We start from the raw sequence: 15,936 nt of genomic DNA, 5'->3' as shown, positions 1-15,936 counted from the left end.
ATAACGACTCACACTCCTGTCCATGGCGCATCGACTCGGAGTACTCGACGGCGACGGCATCGGGCCGGAGATCGTTCCGGCGGCAGCTCAGGTCCTCGACGCGGCGCTGGCCGCGACGGGCGCCGAGCCGGTCGAGTGGGTGCCGCTCCCGGTCGGCGGCGCGGCGATCGCGACCCACGGCAGTGCGCTGCCCGACATCACGGTCGAGACGCTGGACAAGCTCGACGGGTGGCTGCTCGGTCCGCATGACAGTGCGTCCTACCCGGCCGAGCATCGCGCCCGGCTGAATCCCAGCGGGTTTCTGCGCAAGCACTTCGACCTGTTCGCGAACATCCGGCCGGCCCGGGCGTTCGAGGGTACGCCGGCGCTGGTGCCCGGGCTGGATCTCGTGGTGATGCGGGAGAACACCGAGGGCTTCTACGCGGACCGCAGTACGTACAAGGGGACCGGCGAGTTCATGCCGACCCCGGACGTGGCGATCGCGATGGGGATCTTCACCCGGCCGGCGATCGAGCGGATCGCGCGGCAGGCGTGTGAGCTCGCGCTCCGACGGAGCCGGCACCTGACCATCGTGCACAAGGCGAACGTGTTGCGGACCACGACCGGGTTCTTCCTGCAGATCTGCCGCGAGGTCGCCGCCGACTATCCGCAGTTGCGGGTGGACGACTTCCACATCGACGCGATGACCGTGCATCTGGTCCGGCACGGGGCGGACTTCGACGTGCTGGTGACCGAGAACATGTTCGGCGACATCCTGTCCGACCTGACCGGCGAGCTGGCGGGATCGCTCGGCATCGCGCCGTCCATCAACGCCTCGCACGAACGCGCGATGGCGCAGGCGGCGCACGGCTCGGCGCCGGACATCGCCGGTCGAGGGCTCGCGAACCCGACCGCGATGATCGCTTCCGGTGCGATGCTGCTCGATTGGCTGGGCGCCAGCGCGGCTGCCAACCGCATCGAGGAGGCGCTGCGGACCACCGTCGCCCGGGGGACGCGGACCGCGGATCTCGGCGGCACGGCCGGAACCGCCGCCTTCACCGACGCGGTCGTCGCCGCCATCGGCGAGCCGACGTGAACAGGATCCAGCCGCTCGCCGGGATCGCCCCGGACCATCTGCCGCGGACGCTGCGGATCCTGCTCGAGAACGCGCTTCGGCACGGGACCGCCTCCGAGGCGTTGCGATCCTGGTCGCCGGGGGTCACCGGCGAACTCGAGGTGCATGCGTCGCGGGTGTTCCTGCACGACACGAACGGTGTCCCCGTACTGGTCGATCTGGCGGCGATGCGCGACGCGATGGTTGCGCTGGGCAAAGATCCGGCGTTGGTCGATCCGGTGATCCCGGCGGAGCTTGTGGTGGATCATTCGGTGATCGCTGATGTGTTCGGTCGGCCGGACGCGCTGCGGGTGAATGTCGCCCGGGAGTACGAGCGGAACGCTGAGCGATACCGCTTCCTGCGTTGGGGACAGCAGACGTTCCGGCAGTTGAAGGTCGTACCGCCTGGTGCGGGGATCATGCATCAGATCAATCTGGAGCATCTGGCTCGGGTGGTCGAGGAGCGGGACGGGTGGGCGTTCCCGGATCTGTGTCTCGGGACCGATTCGCACACCACGATGGTGAACGGGCTCGGCGTTCTCGGCTGGGGGATCGGTGGCATCGATGCGGAGGCCGCGATGCTCGGGCAGTCGGTCTCGATGGTGCTGCCGCCGGTCGTCGGCGTGTCGCTGGTCGGTGCGTTGCCGGCTGGGAGTACGGCCACGGACCTTGTCCTCACCATCACCGAGACGCTGCGCGCGCACGGCGTCGTCGGCAAGCTCGTCGAGTTCACCGGGCCCGCGCTCGCCGGACTCCCTGTCACCGATCGCGCGACGATCGCGAACATGAGCCCCGAGTTCGGCTCCACCGCGGCGTACTTCCCGATCGACCAGCAGACCCTGAACTACCTCACCTTCACCAACCGCCCACCCCAAAAGGTCGCCCTCGTAGAGTCCTATGCCCGCCGGCAGGGCCTCTGGCACGACCCCACCGCCAACCTCCTGTACGACGAGTACGTCGAGATCGACCTGAGCACCGTCGTCCCCGCGATCGCCGGGCCCCGCCGCCCGAACCAACGACTCCCCCTTACCCACGCAAAACAAGCCGCTGAAGCCGAACTACCGCCGGGCCCCCGCATGATCGCGGCGGGAGAACGGAAGCAACCGGTGGGGCACGGCGAGCTGGCTGGTGGTGGCATCGGGCATGGGGCTGTGGTTGTGGCGGCGATTACGTCTTGTACCAATACTTCTAATCCGGCGGTGATGGTGGCTGCGGGGTTGCTGGCCAAGAAGGCTGTGGAGCGGGGGATGGGGAGCCGGCCCTGGGTGAAGACGACGTTGTCGCCGGGGTCGCGGGTGGTGATGGATTATCTGCAGGCGGCCGGGTTGACGCCGTACCTGGAAAAGTTGGGGTTTCACCTGACCGGGTTCGGGTGCATGACCTGTATCGGGGCGTCCGGTGAGCTGATCGACGACGTCGCCGAGGTGGTCCGCGAGCAGGACCTGACCGTCGCGGCCGTCCTGTCGGGGAACCGCAACTTCGAGGGCCGCATCCAGTCCGACGTGAAGCTGAACTATCTCGCATCGCCGCCGTTGGTGATCGCGTACGCGCTCGCCGGCCGGATCGACACCGACCTCCTGACCGAGCCGCTGGCCGATGGCGTCTACCTGCGCGACCTCTGGCCCGAACGCTCCGAGATCGACGCCGTACTGCAGGACGTCCTCAAGCCCGAACTCTTCGAACACGCCTACGACGACCTGTTCACCGGCGACGATCGCTGGCAGCACCTGGATGCACCGCACGGCGAAACGTTTGCCTGGGGCAACTCGACGTACCTCCAGCAACCCGACTACTTCACCAAGCAAACCGACAACCTCACCGGAACCCGCGCCCTGGTACGCCTGGGTGACTCCGTGACGACCGACCACCTTTCGCCCGCCGGTGCCATCCCGCGCGACAGCGTCGCCGGACGCTACCTCCAAGACCTGGGCGCGACCGAGCTCAACACCTACGCCTCCCGCCGCGGCAACCACGAGGTGATGATGCGCGGCACCTTCGGCAACGTACGCCTGCGCAATCAACTCGTCGACGTCGAAGGCCCGCTGACCCGTGGACCCGACGGCACCACGACCTCGATCTACGACGCCGCGATGGCGTACCGGGACGCGGGCGTACCGATCGTCGTTGTCGCAGGCAAGGAGTACGGAACGGGCTCGTCCCGGGACTGGGCGGCGAAAGGACCCGCACTGCTCGGCGTCCGGGCCGTTCTCGCGCAGTCCTTCGAGCGGATCCACCGCTCCAACCTTGTCGGCCTCGGCATCCTTCCGCTCGAGTTCCTCCCCGGCGAGGGCGGCGGCCTGACCGGCAACGCTCCGATCGACATCGAGCTGCACGACGACAACTCGGCCACCGCGCGCTCCGCCGGTCGCACCTACCGACTGAAAGTCCGGCTCGACACGCCCCGCGAGCACGCCTACCACCGCCACGGCGGCGTACTCCCCCACGTCCTGCAGGAACTCAGCGAAGGGCACACCACGTGATCGCAACGATCAACCCCGCCACCGGTGAGCGCCTCGCGGCGTTCGAGCCGTACGACCAGGACCGCGTCGACCGGCTCCTCGACGCCGCACTGTTTGCCCAGGGCAACTGGCGCCGCACGCCCGTCGACGAGCGAACCGTACTGCTGCAGTCGATCGCCGGCACGCTGCGCGCTCGCAGCGACGGCCTCGCGCACCTGATCAGCACCGAGATGGGCAAGCCGATCACCGAGGCCGAGGCCGAGATCGAGAAGTGCGCGCTCACCTGCGAGTACTACGCCGCGAACGCGGCCGGCTTCCTCGCCGCCGAGCAGGTCACCACGGAAGGCCGGATCGAGGTCGAACCACTCGGCGTCGTGCTCGCCGTGATGCCGTGGAACTTCCCGTTCTGGCAGTTCTTCCGGTTCGCCGCTCCCGCGCTCGCGGCCGGCAACGGCGCGATCCTCAAGCACGCGAACACCGTGCCGCAGACCGCGCTCGCGATCGAGTCCGTGCTCGCGGAGGCCGGGATGCCGCGCGGTCTGATCGGCGTCGCTCTCGTCGAGACCGACCAGGTCGCCGGGCTGATCGCTGATCACCGGATCGCCGCGGTCACGTTCACCGGTTCCACCGAGGTCGGCCGGATCATCGCGAGCCAGGCCGGTCAGGCGTTGAAGAAGCAGGTCCTGGAGCTCGGCGGATCCGACCCGTTCATCGTCCTCGCCGACGCCGATCTCGAAGCCGCGGCGCGGACCGCCGTGAAGGCGCGATTCCTCAACACCGGCCAGAGTTGCGTGAACGCGAAACGGCTGATCGTCGAGGAGTCGGTCGCCGACGAGTTCGTCGCCCGCTTAGCCGCCGAGGTCGAGAGGCTCGTCGTCGGCGACCCGCTGCAGCGCGCGACCACCCTCGGCCCGCTGGCTCGCGGCGTTCTGCGCGACACGCTGCACGACCAGGTTCGCCGTACCGTCGAGGCCGGCGCCACCCTCGTCTGCGGGGGAGCTCCGGTCGAGCCGGGGTTCTACTACGCGCCGACCGTTCTCGATCACGTGCTGCCGGGGATGGCGGCGTTCGACGAGGAGACGTTCGGTCCGGTCGCGGCCGTCGTCCGCGCCCGTGACGCCGACGAGGCGATCCGGCTCGCGAACGAGACCGAGTTCGGCCTCGGCGCATCGCTGTGGACCTCGCCCGAGCGGTCGGCCGGCCTGGTCCGGCGGATCGATGCCGGCGCGGTGTTCGTGAACGCGATGGTCGCATCGGATCCGCGCCTGCCGTTCGGCGGCATCAAGCAGTCCGGGTACGGCCGTGAGCTCGGCGCCGACGGGATGCGCGAGTTCATGAACGTCAAGACCGTGTGGTCGCCGGAACCCGCGCCCCGGCTGGTGATCCGGCCGGACGAGACCGAGGTGTTCGACCGCGGCAGTGGCGTCCGTACGGTCCCGTACGTCGGCGCGTGGAACAACGACGCGAACCGGATCACCACCGGGACCACAACCTTTGCCGTCGGCACCGAAATCCCGCTGCACTCGCACAATGTCGAGGAATCGGTGCTGGTCTTCGTGGGGCAGGCGACCGCGGTGATCGATGGTGAACGTGTCGACCTGGAGGCGGGTGACGCGACCTGGGTGCCGGCCGGCGTACCGCACCAGTTCATCAACCGCGGCGCGGGCGAGATGGTCATCTACTGGGTGTACGGCGGTCGCGCGGTGACGCGCACGATGACCGCGACCGGGGTGACCGTGCAACACCTGTCGGCCGCGGACCGCGGTGCCGTTGCCGCCAACGAGAAGTAACGAATAGACTGATGTAACAGATGATGCAAACCAACTGAGGTTACGCAATCCTCAGTTCGGAAAGGCATACCTATCCGCGGAAGGACTGTCTGTCATGAGCCTCGTCGTTGTGGCGCTGGTGAAACAGGTGCCCAAGGGTGACCACAGCGGTCGTCTGGACGCGGACGGCCGGCTCGAGCGGGACGGTGCGGTCGCCGAGATGAACCCGTGGTGCCGCCGGGCCGTGGCGCAAGCTGTGCGGCTGGCGGGGGTGACGGGTGGTCGCAGTACGGCCATCACAATGGGCCCGCCCGCGGCCGTCGATGTACTGCGGGAGGCGCTGGCCTGGGGTGTCGACGATGCTGTGCAGTTGTCCGACCCCGCGCTGGCCGGATCGGACTGTCTGGTGACCGCGCGGGCGCTGGCCGCCACGGTCCGACTGCTCGATGATCCACCGGACTTGATCCTGGTCGGCAACAGTTCGGTCGACGGCAGCACTGGAGCCGTCGGCGCGATGCTCGCCGAGCTCCTCGGCCTGCCGTTCACCGGTCCTGTCCTGGCTGTCGATCCGGTTGACGGCCGGCTCCGAACCACCGTTCAGCACGACGCCGGGACGGAATCGGTCACCATCGATCTTCCGGCGGTCGTAGCGGTCGCCGAGCGCTCTTGCGATCCCGCCAAAGCCCCCGTCGATACCTGGCCGGCGCCCGAAGCAGTCCGCCGACTCAGCACGACCGACCTCTCGGAAGCTGAAGGCTCCTGGGGCATGGCCGCCAGCCCGACCAAGGTCGCCCAGGTGCACCCTGCACCCTTGACCCGCAACCCGGTCATCTTCCGCGGCCACCCCGAATCCCAAGTCACCCGAGCCCTAGCCGAACTGACCACCCGAGGCTGCTTCAATCCACACGGTCCGCCGTCAGCCGCCCCCCACCCGAACGCCGTCGTGACGCCGGCATCGCCGCGGGCCGAGGTGCAGGTGGTCGCGTTGGTTGGCGGGGGTTCCGTCGAAGGGACTCGCGCACTGCTCGGGGCGGCCGCGGCGTTGGCTGCTGAGGCCGGCGGCGAAGTCGTAGCTGTGCGGACCGCAGCAGCTGCTGACGACCTGGCTCAGTGGGGTGCCGATTCGGTAGTAGTACTGGACGGTGATGAGCCGCGGTCTGTGGCGAGAGCGTTGGCCGGCTGGATGGGGGAGCGGCGCCCGTGGGCCGTGCTGGGTGCTGCGCTGCCGTGGGATCGGGAGGTACTCGCGCGGCTGGCTGTCAGCTCCGGCGCGGGCCTGATGTCCGACCTCGTCAGCCTCTCCACGAAGGACGGCCGGCTGAGCGGACTGAAGCCGTCCGGCGGGGGCACCCTGGCCGAGATCGTCAGCCACGGCACCCCACAGATCGCCACCCTGAGGACCGGTCTGCTGCCGCTGAGCGCCCCGCGCGCCGACCGTCCGCTGGAGGAGCGCGTCCTGCACGTCGAGCCTGATCCGGCGATCACACGAACACAGCGACGTACCGGGAACGACGGTGACGCGCTCGACCGCGCGGAAGTCGTCATCGGCGTCGGTCGTGGCGTCTCACCGGAGAAGTACGACGAACTGGAGCCCGTCCGCGCGCTGCTCAACGCAGAGCTCGCGGCCACCCGCAAGGTGACCGATCAGGGCTGGCTCCCGCACGGACGGCAGATCGGCATCACCGGCCGCAGCGTTGCCCCGCGCATCTACCTGGCCGTCGGGCTGTCCGGCAACCTGAACCACCTGGCCGGCGCGAGCCGGGCCGGGACCGTCGTCGCGATCAACACCGACCCGGCCGCGGAGATCTTCGCGCACTGCGATGTCGGTCTGGTTGCGGACTGGCAGGAGGTGATGCCGTACCTCGTCGACGGACTGCGGTCCTGCGTCAACGGCTGACCGTGGCGACAGGACCTCAGGGGTTGCCGGGCTTGCGGTCGCGCCGTGCGGCCGGGAGGTTCAGCGCGACCTCGTCGGCGCGGGAGAAGCCCATCAACTCCTCGCGCAGCTGGTTCATCCGATTCGTCGTCTCGAGCGAGCGATCCTGGTTCCGCGCAGCCACCGCGATCACGAGAGCCTCCAGGAGGATCAGCACGGTCGCCTGGCTGGTGAACGTCCCCGGACGGCTCGTCGGCGCCGACAGGACGGCGTCGACCTGGTCGCGCAATGCCTCGCCGAGCGTGTCGGTGATGAGTACTGCGTGGGCGCCTACCTCGGCGCAGAGGTCGAGGACGACGCGGGTCTCCACGATGATCCGGTTGTGGGCGATCACGACCACCACGTCCTCCGGCCCGAGCGTCAGCAGCCGGTCGGCCAGCCGGTAGCCGGTGTCCGACGCGGCCCGGGCCCGGCGGCCGATCCGGGTCAGGTGCGTCGCGGTGTACGCCGAGATCCCGTCCAGGCCGGCGAAGCCGCAGATGATCGTCTCGCGGGCCGAGTCGATCAGCTCGACGGCGTGCTCGAAGGCGCGCGGGTCGATGCTCCGTTCGGCCTGCTCGAGCCGCTCGACGTGGTCGCGCAGGGTCGCGGCGAGGATGCCCTCGGCGCCGTCGTCGAACGAGGAGAGGCTGTTGCTGAGCCGGTTCGCCGGGCTCAGCAGTGCCTGCAGCTGGCCCTGTAGCGATCGCTTCAGGCCCGGCAGTCCGTCGAAGCCCAGTGCCTTGGCGGTACGGACCACGCTGGCATCACTCGTACCGGTGGCCCGGCCGAGCTCCTCGGCGGAGGAGAACGCGGCCTCCTGGGGATGGGCCGACAGGTACTCGGCGATCTTCCGCTCGGTCGCGGTCAGCGAGTCGATCCGGCTCGCCACCCGCTCCGGCAGGGTGGGTGCCTTGGTCTCGGTCACGGCGGCTCCTCCGGCTCCCAAGTTGTGCCTGTCAGTACCTATCAGTACGCAGATCATGTCATCCGGCCCGGTGTGTCACCGGCAGGTAAACGATGCGCCGACCCGTTGACAGGGATTGTAGCAATCACTACCGTCAGACGAATATTCGTAGTGAACACAACGAACAGCGCGTGTCCAGTCCGCCGTCCACCCCCTGGAGCGACCTCCGTGTCACACCTTCGGACCATCGAGATCTCCGGCGCCGACGCCCGCGATCGCGGCCGCCAGTACGGCGAGGCCGCGCGGACGCTGATCGAGCGCTCGCTGGCGTTCTACGCCGAATCCGTTCCGCGTGCCACCGGGTTGTCCTGGCCCGAGGTCCTCGACCGCGCGCCGTACTGGGTGCCGGTGATCGAGCCGCACGCCCCCGAATTGCTGGATGAGGTCCGCGGGATCGCCGAGGGATCCGGCCGGACCTTCGCCGAGATCCTCGCCCTGAACAGTCGCGGCGAGCTGACCCGCGGAAACCCGTTCGCGGACGAGCCCGCAGCGGCTCTCGACGGCCAGCGTGACGACGGCTGCACCTCGTTCGCGCTGCTGCCACGGGCCAACCCGCTCGGCCACGTCTGGGCCGGACAGAACTGGGACCTGTGGGCCGGCGTCGCCGACACGATCGTGCTGCTGCGGATCTCCCAGCCGGGCAAGCCGACGGTGATCGGCCACGTCGAGGCCGGGCAGCTCGCCCGGCACGGCGCGAACTCGGCCGGTCTGGCCCTGAACGCGAACGGGCTGGGCGCCGGCTTCGGCCGCGGTCTCGCCGTCCCCGGTACGTTCGTGCGCCGGATGGTGCTGGAGAGCTGGGACCTGTACGACGCGCTGCAGGTCGTCTTCAACACCCGCCAGAGCCTGTCCAGCAACCTGCTTCTGACCCACCGCGACGGTTTCGCCATCGACGTCGAGACCACGCCCGGCCGGCACGGCTGGATGTACCCGACCGACGGACTGCTTGTTCACGGCAACCATTTCCAGGCGTTCGTGCCGCCGCAGATCAACGACACCTACCGCCCGTTCTCGCCCGATTCGCTGTACCGGGTGCCGCGCGTCGAGGAGGGCCTGCGTCAGGCCGCCCGCGACGGCAGTACCGAGAAGGCGGTCGAGACCATCGTGCAGACCACGATGAGCGATCACTTCAGCCATCCGAACGCCGTTTGCCAGCACGTCGACCCGCGCCGGCACGAGCTCGACCGTTACGCCACGATCGTGTCCAGCCTGGTCGATCTGACCACTGGCCGCTATCAGCTGACTCCCGGCCTGCCCTGCGGCAACAGCTACCAGCAGGCTCCGTGGAACCTCTACGACGGCCCCGGTCTGTCCGACCGCCCGGACGTCGACGACCCGGCGCTGTCTCTCACTGTGACCGGCTGAAACCGACCCCTGCAAGGCATTGTCGACATCAGGAGCGAATGCCATGTCCCACCGAACCTCGAGGTTTCGGCGTCTCGCCGTTGCCGTCACCCTGACCGCCGCCGCGGTCGCCCTGTCCGGCTGCGGCGGCTCCGCCTCCTCGTCCGCCACCGGCGCCGCACCGAACGCCGACCGGGCAGCCGCCGCCGAAGGCGTCAGCCCCAGCGTGAACCTGGACCAGTGCGGCAAGGCGACCCGTACGATCAAGCACGATCTCGGCACCACCACGATCACCGGTACGCCGGTCCGGGTGGTGGCGCTGGAGTACTCGTTCGTCGACGCCCTGGTCGCGGTCGGCATGTCCCCGGTCGGAGTTGCCGACGACAACCAGCCGAAGCGGATCATTCCAGCCCTGCGCGACAAGGTCGGCACGTACAAGTCGGTGGGCCTGCGGGCGACGCCGAACATCCAGGTGATCACGGCGCTGAAGCCCGACCTGATCGTGGCCGACAGCGGCCGGCACAAGGCCATCTACGCGCAGCTGTCGAAGATCGCGCCGACGATCGCCTACGCCAGCCTGAACGGCAACTACCAGCAGGTGCTGGACAGCGAGATGTCGACCGCGATCGCGCTCAACAAGTGCGACCAGATGAAGACCCGGCTCTCCGAGCATGCCAAGACGATGGCGAATCTGAAGGCGACGGCGCCCACGGACGAGAACCGCAAGGCCCTGTTCGTGCGCGCTTCGGAGAAGGGCTTCACCGGGTTCCCGCCGAAGGCCTACACGCCGGGCGTGCTGTCCGCGATCGGCATCAACTCGTCATTGCCGGACAGCGGCAGTGACGCGTCCGTGTCGCTCACGCTGGAGACGCTGGTCGCCACCAAGCCGGACGTGATGTTCATCGCTCCCAACGACGGACCGACGCTGCGGGACCAGTGGAAGAAGAGCCCGTTGTGGAAGGAGATCCCCGCGGTGAAGAACAACGCGAGCTACGACGTCGACCCGAACGAGTGGTCCCGGTCCCGAGGCCTGATCGCCTCCGAGGTGGTCGCCCAGGAAGCCGTCAAACTCCTCTACGGGAAGTGACATGAGCCTGTCCGTGGGCACCGTGCCCAAACCTGCCGAGGACGCCACGCACAAGCGCCCGAAGATCGTCACCAGCAAGCAGCGCGTCACCTGGGTGTCGCTGGTGCTGCTGGTGCTGATCGTCGGCGGGATCGCGTGGGGGATGTCGATCGGCAGCCAGCACATCTCGCTGGCCCGGCTGCCCGGTGCGATCTTCAAGGCGAACGATGCCGACGAGCTGATCCTGCAGTCGATCCGGCTGCCACGGGTGGTGCTGGCGCTCTGCGTCGGCGCCGCCCTGGCGGTGGCCGGCGCGCTGATGCAGGCGGTCGCCGCGAACCCGCTGGCCGCACCGGAGATCATGGGCGTGAACGCCGGCGCGGTCTTCGTCGTCGTACTGGCGATCACCATCGTGCCGTCGCTGTCGGGTGCACCAACGATCCTGCTGGCGTTCGGTGGTGCGGCCGCGGCCGGTATCTCGGTGATGCTGCTGGCCGGTTCCGGGCGTGGCCGGGTCAGTCCGGTACGGCTCGCGCTGGCCGGTGTGACGGCGAGCAGCCTGTTGATCTCGTTGACGCAGGTGCTGATCATCTTCGACGAGAACTCCACCGACAGCGTGCTGTTCTGGCTGGTCGGCGGCGTCAACTTCGCCGGCTGGCAGGACGTACGCAACCTGCTGCCCTGGCTGGTGCTCGGCTTGCTCGGTGCGTTCGCGATGGCGCGGCCGCTGAACCTGCTGGCGCTCGGAGACGACATGGCCCGCGGGCTCGGCCAGAACGTCGAGCGGACCCGGATGCTGGGGTCGCTGCTCGTGATCGTGCTGTGTGGTGCGGCAGTGTCCGTGGCAGGGCCGGTCGCCTTCATCGGCCTGATCATTCCGCACATCATGCGCCGCCTTGTTGGCTCCAGCTACACGGTGCTGCTGCCGTTGTGCGCGGCGGGCGGAGGAGTGCTTGTTCTGTACGCCGACATCGTGTCCCGCTACGTCAAGCCACCGTTCGAAGTACCCGCCGGTGTGGTCACGGCCCTGATCGGCGCACCGATCTTCGTCTACCTGGCCCGTCGACAGAAGGTGACCTCATGACCAGTGCAGCGATTGTTGCGCAGAGCGTCCGGCGGACGTCACTGGCGAAGCGGCATCCGGCGGCGCTGATGGGATCGCTTGGTGTGCTGGCGCTCGTACTGAGTGTCTACAGCCTGAAGGTCGGCGCGACCGCCGTGTCGTTCGGCGACCTCGCGCACGCACTCGCCGGCGACCGGTCGGACCAGGCGGCCGCGATCGTTCTCGACTTCCAGTTGCCGCGGGTCTTGCTGTGCTGGCTGATCGGTACGGCGCTCGCAGTGTCCGGCGCGGTGATGCAGGGCGTGATCCGCAACCCGCTGGCGGCGCCGGACATCATTGGTGTCACCAAGGGTGCGGGCTTCGGCGGCATGCTGTTGCTGCTCGCGATCCCCGGCGTCCCGGTGCTGGCCGTCGTGCCGGCGGCGTTCGTCGGTGGTCTCGCGGCCGCCGGCCTGGTGTACCTGCTCGCGTACCGGCGTGGTGCGACCCCGGTACGGATCGCGCTGGTCGGTATCGCCGTCAGCGCGGCCTTCGAGGCGGGCATCCGGTTCTTGCTCGTCCGCAACCCGCTGGATGTCAGCGCGGCACTGATCTGGTTGACCGGAAGCTTGTTCGGCCGGTCGATGAGCGCCGTCCTCGAGATCCTGCCATGGGTGCTCGTGCTGGTGCCGCTGATCGTGGTGTGGGCTCGCAAGCTCGACGTGCTCGGGCTCGGCGACGACCTGGCCGCCGGCCTCGGCGAGCCGGTCGAGCGAACGCGACGGCTGCTGCTGTTGTTCGCGGTCGCACTCGCCGCGGCCGCGGTGGCGGTGGCCGGCACGATCGGCTTCGTCGGACTGATCGCTCCGCACATGGCTCGCCGGATCTTCGGCGGCAAGCACCTGGCGTCGATCCCGGCGGCAGCGTTGTTCGGCGTACTGCTGATGCTGTTCGCCGACATGATCGGCCGCGGTCTTGCGCCGCCGCTGGAGATCCCGGCCGGCCTGGTGACTGCCGTGGTCGGCGGACCGTACTTCCTGTACCTGCTCGTGAAGACCGGAAAGTAGGAGACCCGCCATGCGTCTGCAGGCACAAGGCGTGCAACTCGCCTATGACCAGAAGGTCATCGCTCACGACCTGACTCTGACCATTCCCGACGGCAAGGTCAGCGTGCTGATCGGGCCCAACGGTTCCGGCAAGAGCACCGCGCTGCGGGCCCTGGCCCGGTTGCTGCCGCCGTCGAAGGGCAATGTGATCCTCGACGGCAAGTCGATCCAGGACACCCCGACCAAGGAGGTGGCCCGGCTGCTCGCGATCCTGCCGCAGGTGCTGGTCACGCCCGAGTCGATCTCGGTCGAGGACCTGGTGTGGTTCGGCCGGCATCCGCACCGTACGTCGCTGAAGGTGCCCAGTGAGGCCGACAAGGAGGCCGTCGAGTGGGCGATGCAGGTGACCAGTACGGCGGAGTTGCGGCATCAGCACGTGGACGAGCTGTCCGGTGGTCAGCGCCAACGGGTCTGGATCGCGCTCTGTCTGGCGCAGGGCACGGACCTGATCCTGCTCGACGAGCCCACGACCTACCTGGATGTCGCCTACCAGCTCGAGGTACTGGACCTGCTGCACCAGTTGAACCAGGAGCAGGGCAAGACCGTCGCGATGGTGCTGCACGACTTCAACATGGCGGCCGAGTACGCCGACCACGTCTTCGTGATGAAGTCCGGTGGCCTGGTCACGCAGGGAACGCCGGAGGACGTGTTCACCTGCGACACCATCCGGGACGTCTTCGGGGTGGAGTCCAAAGTTGTGCCGCACCCGGTGAGTGGTAAACCGATGTGTATCCCGCTGCGCGCCGGGCTCCGGGCCCAGCTCCTAGGCTGTGCCTGATGGTCCACCGCCTACTGCGGGGCACTCGGCACGGCATCTCGCCGCACGGGTGCAAAGGCCACGATGCTCCGCATCGAGACCTTCGCCCCCGCGCGCCGAGCTACCGCACCGAGCACCTCCTCGCTACGGCGCTGGACCATCAGACACAGCCTCAGTGGCAACCGGATAGGAGTACTGCGTGATGTTGAGTCCCGCGGAGGCCGCCGAGCGGTCGGAACGGGTCGCACCGAAGCTCCGCGAGCACCTGCCGCCCACGCCGTTGGTCCGGTACGGCGCGTTCAGCGACGAGCTCGGTGCCGAGGTGCTGGTGAAGAGCGAGCACCTGCAGCGCACCGGTTCGTTCAAGGCCCGCGGCTCGATGGCGAAGATCCTGACGCTGACCGATGAGCAGCGGAAGGCCGGCGTGGTGACCGCGTCGACCGGGAACCACGGCCTCGGGGTCGGGAACGCCCTCGCGACGCTCGGTGGGCACGGCATCGTCTACCTGCCGGAGAACGCGTCGCCGAGCAAGGTGGCCGCGTTGCGCCGGCTCGGGCTGGAGATCCGGGCCGAGGGCAACGATTCCGGCGTCCTCGAACCGAAGGCACGGGCGTATGCCGCCGAACACGGCCTGACCTATGTGCCGCCGTACAACGACCCGGACATCATCGCCGGGCAGGGCACGGTCGCGGTGGAGATCCTCGAGCAGCTGGCCGGCTCGCAGTTGGACGCCGTGGTGGTCGCGGTCGGTGGCGGCGGACTGATCAGCGGTGTCGCGTCCGTACTCAAGAAGAACCTGCCCGGGATCCGGGTGTACGGCGCCTCGCCGGTGCGCGACGACGCGATGGCCGCCTCGGTACGGGCCGGGAAGATCGTCCTGGTCGACGCCCAGGAGACCCTGTCCGACGGTACGGCGGGCAGCGTCGAGCCGGGCAGTATCACCTTCGAGCTCTGTCGCGAACTGGTCGACGACTGGGTGCTGGTCAGCGAGGACGCGATCAGCGCTGCCCTGCGGACGGTGATCGACACCGAGCACCAGCTCATCGAGGGATCCGCGGCGATGGCGTTCGCTGCCGTACGGGCCCGGCGTGACGAGCTGGAGGGCAAGCGAGTCGCCGTCGTGTCGTGCGGAGGCAACATCTCGGCGAGCACCCTGGTCGCCGCCCTGGCCTAGCCCAGCCGCCCGCAAGCCGAAGTACCCGAGGTCCCTCCACCTCGGGTGCTTCGGCATGCCCGCGTTCGGGGGGTCTCAGCCGTACGGGTCGTGTCATTGACATGCCCAGAATTGTGTAACTATCGTTTCGTGCAGCATATGTTTCAACTGAGCGAGGGAAGTGAGAGATGGACGCGGCAACGTGGGGGCTGGTCATCGCGACGTTCGTCGCGTGTTTCGTGGAGATGGTGGAAGCAACCACCATCGTGATGGCGATGGGCTACACCCGCGGCTGGCGGTCGGCGATGGCCGGCACCTTCGCGGCGCTCGGAGCGCTCGCGGTGGTGACCCTGGCGGCCGGCTACGCACTGGCGACCTGGCTGCCGGAGTCGGCGCTGCAGCTCGCGATCGGCGGTCTGCTGCTGATCTTCGGGCTGCAGTGGCTGCGCAAGGCGATCCTCAGATCGTCGGGCCGCAAGGCGGTGCACGACGAGGACGCGATCTACCGCGAGGAGGTGGAGGCGGCGAAGGCGGCCGGCGAGAGCCGGGGCGGCCTGGACATGTTCGGCTTCATGGTCTCGTTCAAGGGCGTGTTCCTGGAGGGGATGGAGGTCGTCTTCATCGTGCTGACCTTCGGCCTGAATGCCGACAACATCCCGGCGGCCAGCCTGGGTGCCGTCGCGGCCGTGGTGATCGTGCTCGGGATCGCGGTGGCGCTGCGCCGGCCGCTGTCGATGATCAACGAGAACCTGCTGAAGTACGGCGTCGGCCTGCTGCTCGCGTCGTTCGGGACGTACTGGGCCGTCGAGGGGATCGGCATCTTCCGGGACGGCCGGGAGAGCCTGGGCTGGCCGGGCCACGACCTGATGATCCTGGTCCTGATCGCCACCTGGTTGGTGCTCAGCCGGATCTTCGTGGCCGTGCTGCGTAAGCCGGCCGCTCCGGCGCCGGCCGGGACGACCGACCTCGCGATGGAGGTGAAGAAGTGAAGTTCCTCAAGTCCTTCGGGCAGTTCTGGTACGACTTCATCATCGGTGACGACTGGAAGATCGCGGTCGCCGTGCTGGTCTCGCTGGTCCTGCTGTTCGCCGCGATGACCGCCAAGCTGTTCGGCGACACCGGGCTGACCCTGCTGGGTGGCGCGCTGATCGTCGCCGCGTTCAGCATCAGCCTGGCCATCGACGTTCGGCCGAAGAAGCGCTGAAAACCCAGTCCCTGTTGACGATCGGCCCCGGTATGCGTCCCTGCGCGCACCGGGGCCGATT

General features: G+C 68.6%; 13 protein-coding genes. 12 read left to right on the top strand and 1 reads right to left on the bottom strand.

Features of this window, described 5'->3' with window-relative positions; all coding sequences use genetic code 11:
• The first annotated feature begins 22 nt into the window (after window positions 1–22).
• The 4 genes from ACGFI6_RS18020 to ACGFI6_RS18005 all read left to right on the top strand — a co-directional run bounded on the left by ACGFI6_RS18020 (window position 23) and on the right by ACGFI6_RS18005 (window position 7,218).
• Window positions 23–1,075, top strand: a complete 1,053-nt coding sequence (locus ACGFI6_RS18020; protein WP_393119809.1) for an isocitrate/isopropylmalate dehydrogenase family protein — start codon at window positions 23–25, stop codon at window positions 1,073–1,075.
• The gene (gene acnA, locus ACGFI6_RS18015; protein WP_393119807.1) at window positions 1,072–3,573 is read left to right on the top strand and encodes an aconitate hydratase AcnA; all 2,502 of its coding nucleotides are present in this window, start codon (window positions 1,072–1,074) and stop codon (window positions 3,571–3,573) included. The genes ACGFI6_RS18020 and acnA overlap by 4 nt, the downstream gene beginning before the upstream one ends.
• Window positions 3,570–5,342 carry an aldehyde dehydrogenase family protein gene (locus tag ACGFI6_RS18010; RefSeq protein ID WP_393119806.1) on the top strand — a complete coding sequence of 591 codons (1,773 nt, stop codon included), beginning with the start codon at window positions 3,570–3,572 and terminating at the stop codon, window positions 5,340–5,342. Before acnA ends, ACGFI6_RS18010 begins: the two co-directional genes overlap by 4 nt.
• A 94-nt stretch (window positions 5,343–5,436) precedes the next feature.
• Window positions 5,437–7,218, top strand: coding sequence for an FAD-binding protein (locus ACGFI6_RS18005; protein ID WP_393119804.1), 1,782 nt, complete (start codon window positions 5,437–5,439; stop codon window positions 7,216–7,218).
• 16 nt (window positions 7,219–7,234) lie between these two features.
• On the opposite strand, the gene ACGFI6_RS18000 is transcribed toward ACGFI6_RS18005, so the two are convergent.
• Window positions 7,235–8,164, bottom strand: a complete 930-nt coding sequence (locus ACGFI6_RS18000) for a MurR/RpiR family transcriptional regulator (protein WP_393119802.1) — start codon at window positions 8,162–8,164, stop codon at window positions 7,235–7,237.
• A gap of 207 nt (window positions 8,165–8,371) precedes the next feature.
• On the opposite strand from ACGFI6_RS18000, the gene ACGFI6_RS17995 reads away from it, so the two are divergent.
• The 8 genes from ACGFI6_RS17995 (at window position 8,372) to ACGFI6_RS17960 (ending at window position 15,875) form a co-directional block, all read left to right on the top strand.
• Window positions 8,372–9,568 (top strand): C45 family autoproteolytic acyltransferase/hydolase, encoded by a 1,197-nt coding sequence (locus ACGFI6_RS17995; RefSeq protein ID WP_393119801.1) that lies wholly within the window; start codon window positions 8,372–8,374, stop codon window positions 9,566–9,568.
• Between the two features lie 43 nt (window positions 9,569–9,611).
• Window positions 9,612–10,634 carry a Fe(3+) dicitrate ABC transporter substrate-binding protein gene (locus tag ACGFI6_RS17990; protein WP_393119799.1) on the top strand — a complete coding sequence of 341 codons (1,023 nt, stop codon included), beginning with the start codon at window positions 9,612–9,614 and terminating at the stop codon, window positions 10,632–10,634.
• A 1-nt stretch (window position 10,635) separates the two neighbouring features.
• Window positions 10,636–11,697, top strand: coding sequence for a FecCD family ABC transporter permease (locus ACGFI6_RS17985; protein WP_393119797.1), 1,062 nt, complete (start codon window positions 10,636–10,638; stop codon window positions 11,695–11,697).
• Entirely contained in the window at window positions 11,694–12,722 is a 1,029-nt protein-coding gene (locus ACGFI6_RS17980; RefSeq protein WP_393119795.1) for a FecCD family ABC transporter permease, read from the top strand. Before ACGFI6_RS17985 ends, ACGFI6_RS17980 begins: the two co-directional genes overlap by 4 nt.
• Before the next feature lie 10 nt (window positions 12,723–12,732).
• Complete coding sequence (locus ACGFI6_RS17975; RefSeq protein WP_393119794.1) at window positions 12,733–13,539, top strand: ABC transporter ATP-binding protein; 807 nt, start codon at window positions 12,733–12,735, stop codon at window positions 13,537–13,539.
• A gap of 181 nt (window positions 13,540–13,720) precedes the next feature.
• Window positions 13,721–14,692 (top strand): threonine/serine dehydratase, encoded by a 972-nt coding sequence (locus tag ACGFI6_RS17970; RefSeq protein ID WP_393121255.1) that lies wholly within the window; start codon window positions 13,721–13,723, stop codon window positions 14,690–14,692.
• A 167-nt stretch (window positions 14,693–14,859) separates the two neighbouring features.
• The gene (locus tag ACGFI6_RS17965; RefSeq protein ID WP_393119792.1) at window positions 14,860–15,660 is read left to right on the top strand and encodes a COG4280 domain-containing protein; all 801 of its coding nucleotides are present in this window, start codon (window positions 14,860–14,862) and stop codon (window positions 15,658–15,660) included.
• Window positions 15,657–15,875 carry a hypothetical protein gene (locus ACGFI6_RS17960; protein ID WP_393119790.1) on the top strand — a complete coding sequence of 73 codons (219 nt, stop codon included), beginning with the start codon at window positions 15,657–15,659 and terminating at the stop codon, window positions 15,873–15,875. Before ACGFI6_RS17965 ends, ACGFI6_RS17960 begins: the two co-directional genes overlap by 4 nt.
• Window positions 15,876–15,936: the final 61 nt, after the last annotated feature.

The organism is Kribbella sp. NPDC048928 (assembly GCF_043197975.1).
Taxonomy (GTDB): Bacteria; Actinomycetota; Actinomycetes; order Propionibacteriales; family Kribbellaceae; genus Kribbella.
This window is presented reverse-complemented; position numbering and strand designations above follow the sequence as displayed.

Excerpts from the sequence above, each read along its gene's own strand:
- ACGFI6_RS17980 (WP_393119795.1), top strand. The coding sequence starts at position 11,694 with ATGACCAGTGCAGCGATTGTTGCGCAGAGCGTCCGGCGGACGTCACTG.
- ACGFI6_RS17965 (WP_393119792.1), top strand. The coding sequence starts at position 14,860 with ATGGACGCGGCAACGTGGGGGCTGGTCATCGCGACGTTCGTCGCGTGT.
- ACGFI6_RS17970 (WP_393121255.1), top strand. The coding sequence starts at position 13,721 with ATGTTGAGTCCCGCGGAGGCCGCCGAGCGGTCGGAACGGGTCGCACCG.
- ACGFI6_RS17985 (WP_393119797.1), top strand. The coding sequence starts at position 10,636 with ATGAGCCTGTCCGTGGGCACCGTGCCCAAACCTGCCGAGGACGCCACG.
- ACGFI6_RS17975 (WP_393119794.1), top strand. The coding sequence starts at position 12,733 with ATGCGTCTGCAGGCACAAGGCGTGCAACTCGCCTATGACCAGAAGGTC.
- ACGFI6_RS18005 (WP_393119804.1), top strand. The coding sequence starts at position 5,437 with ATGAGCCTCGTCGTTGTGGCGCTGGTGAAACAGGTGCCCAAGGGTGAC.
- ACGFI6_RS18020 (WP_393119809.1), top strand. The coding sequence starts at position 23 with ATGGCGCATCGACTCGGAGTACTCGACGGCGACGGCATCGGGCCGGAG.
- ACGFI6_RS17990 (WP_393119799.1), top strand. The coding sequence starts at position 9,612 with ATGTCCCACCGAACCTCGAGGTTTCGGCGTCTCGCCGTTGCCGTCACC.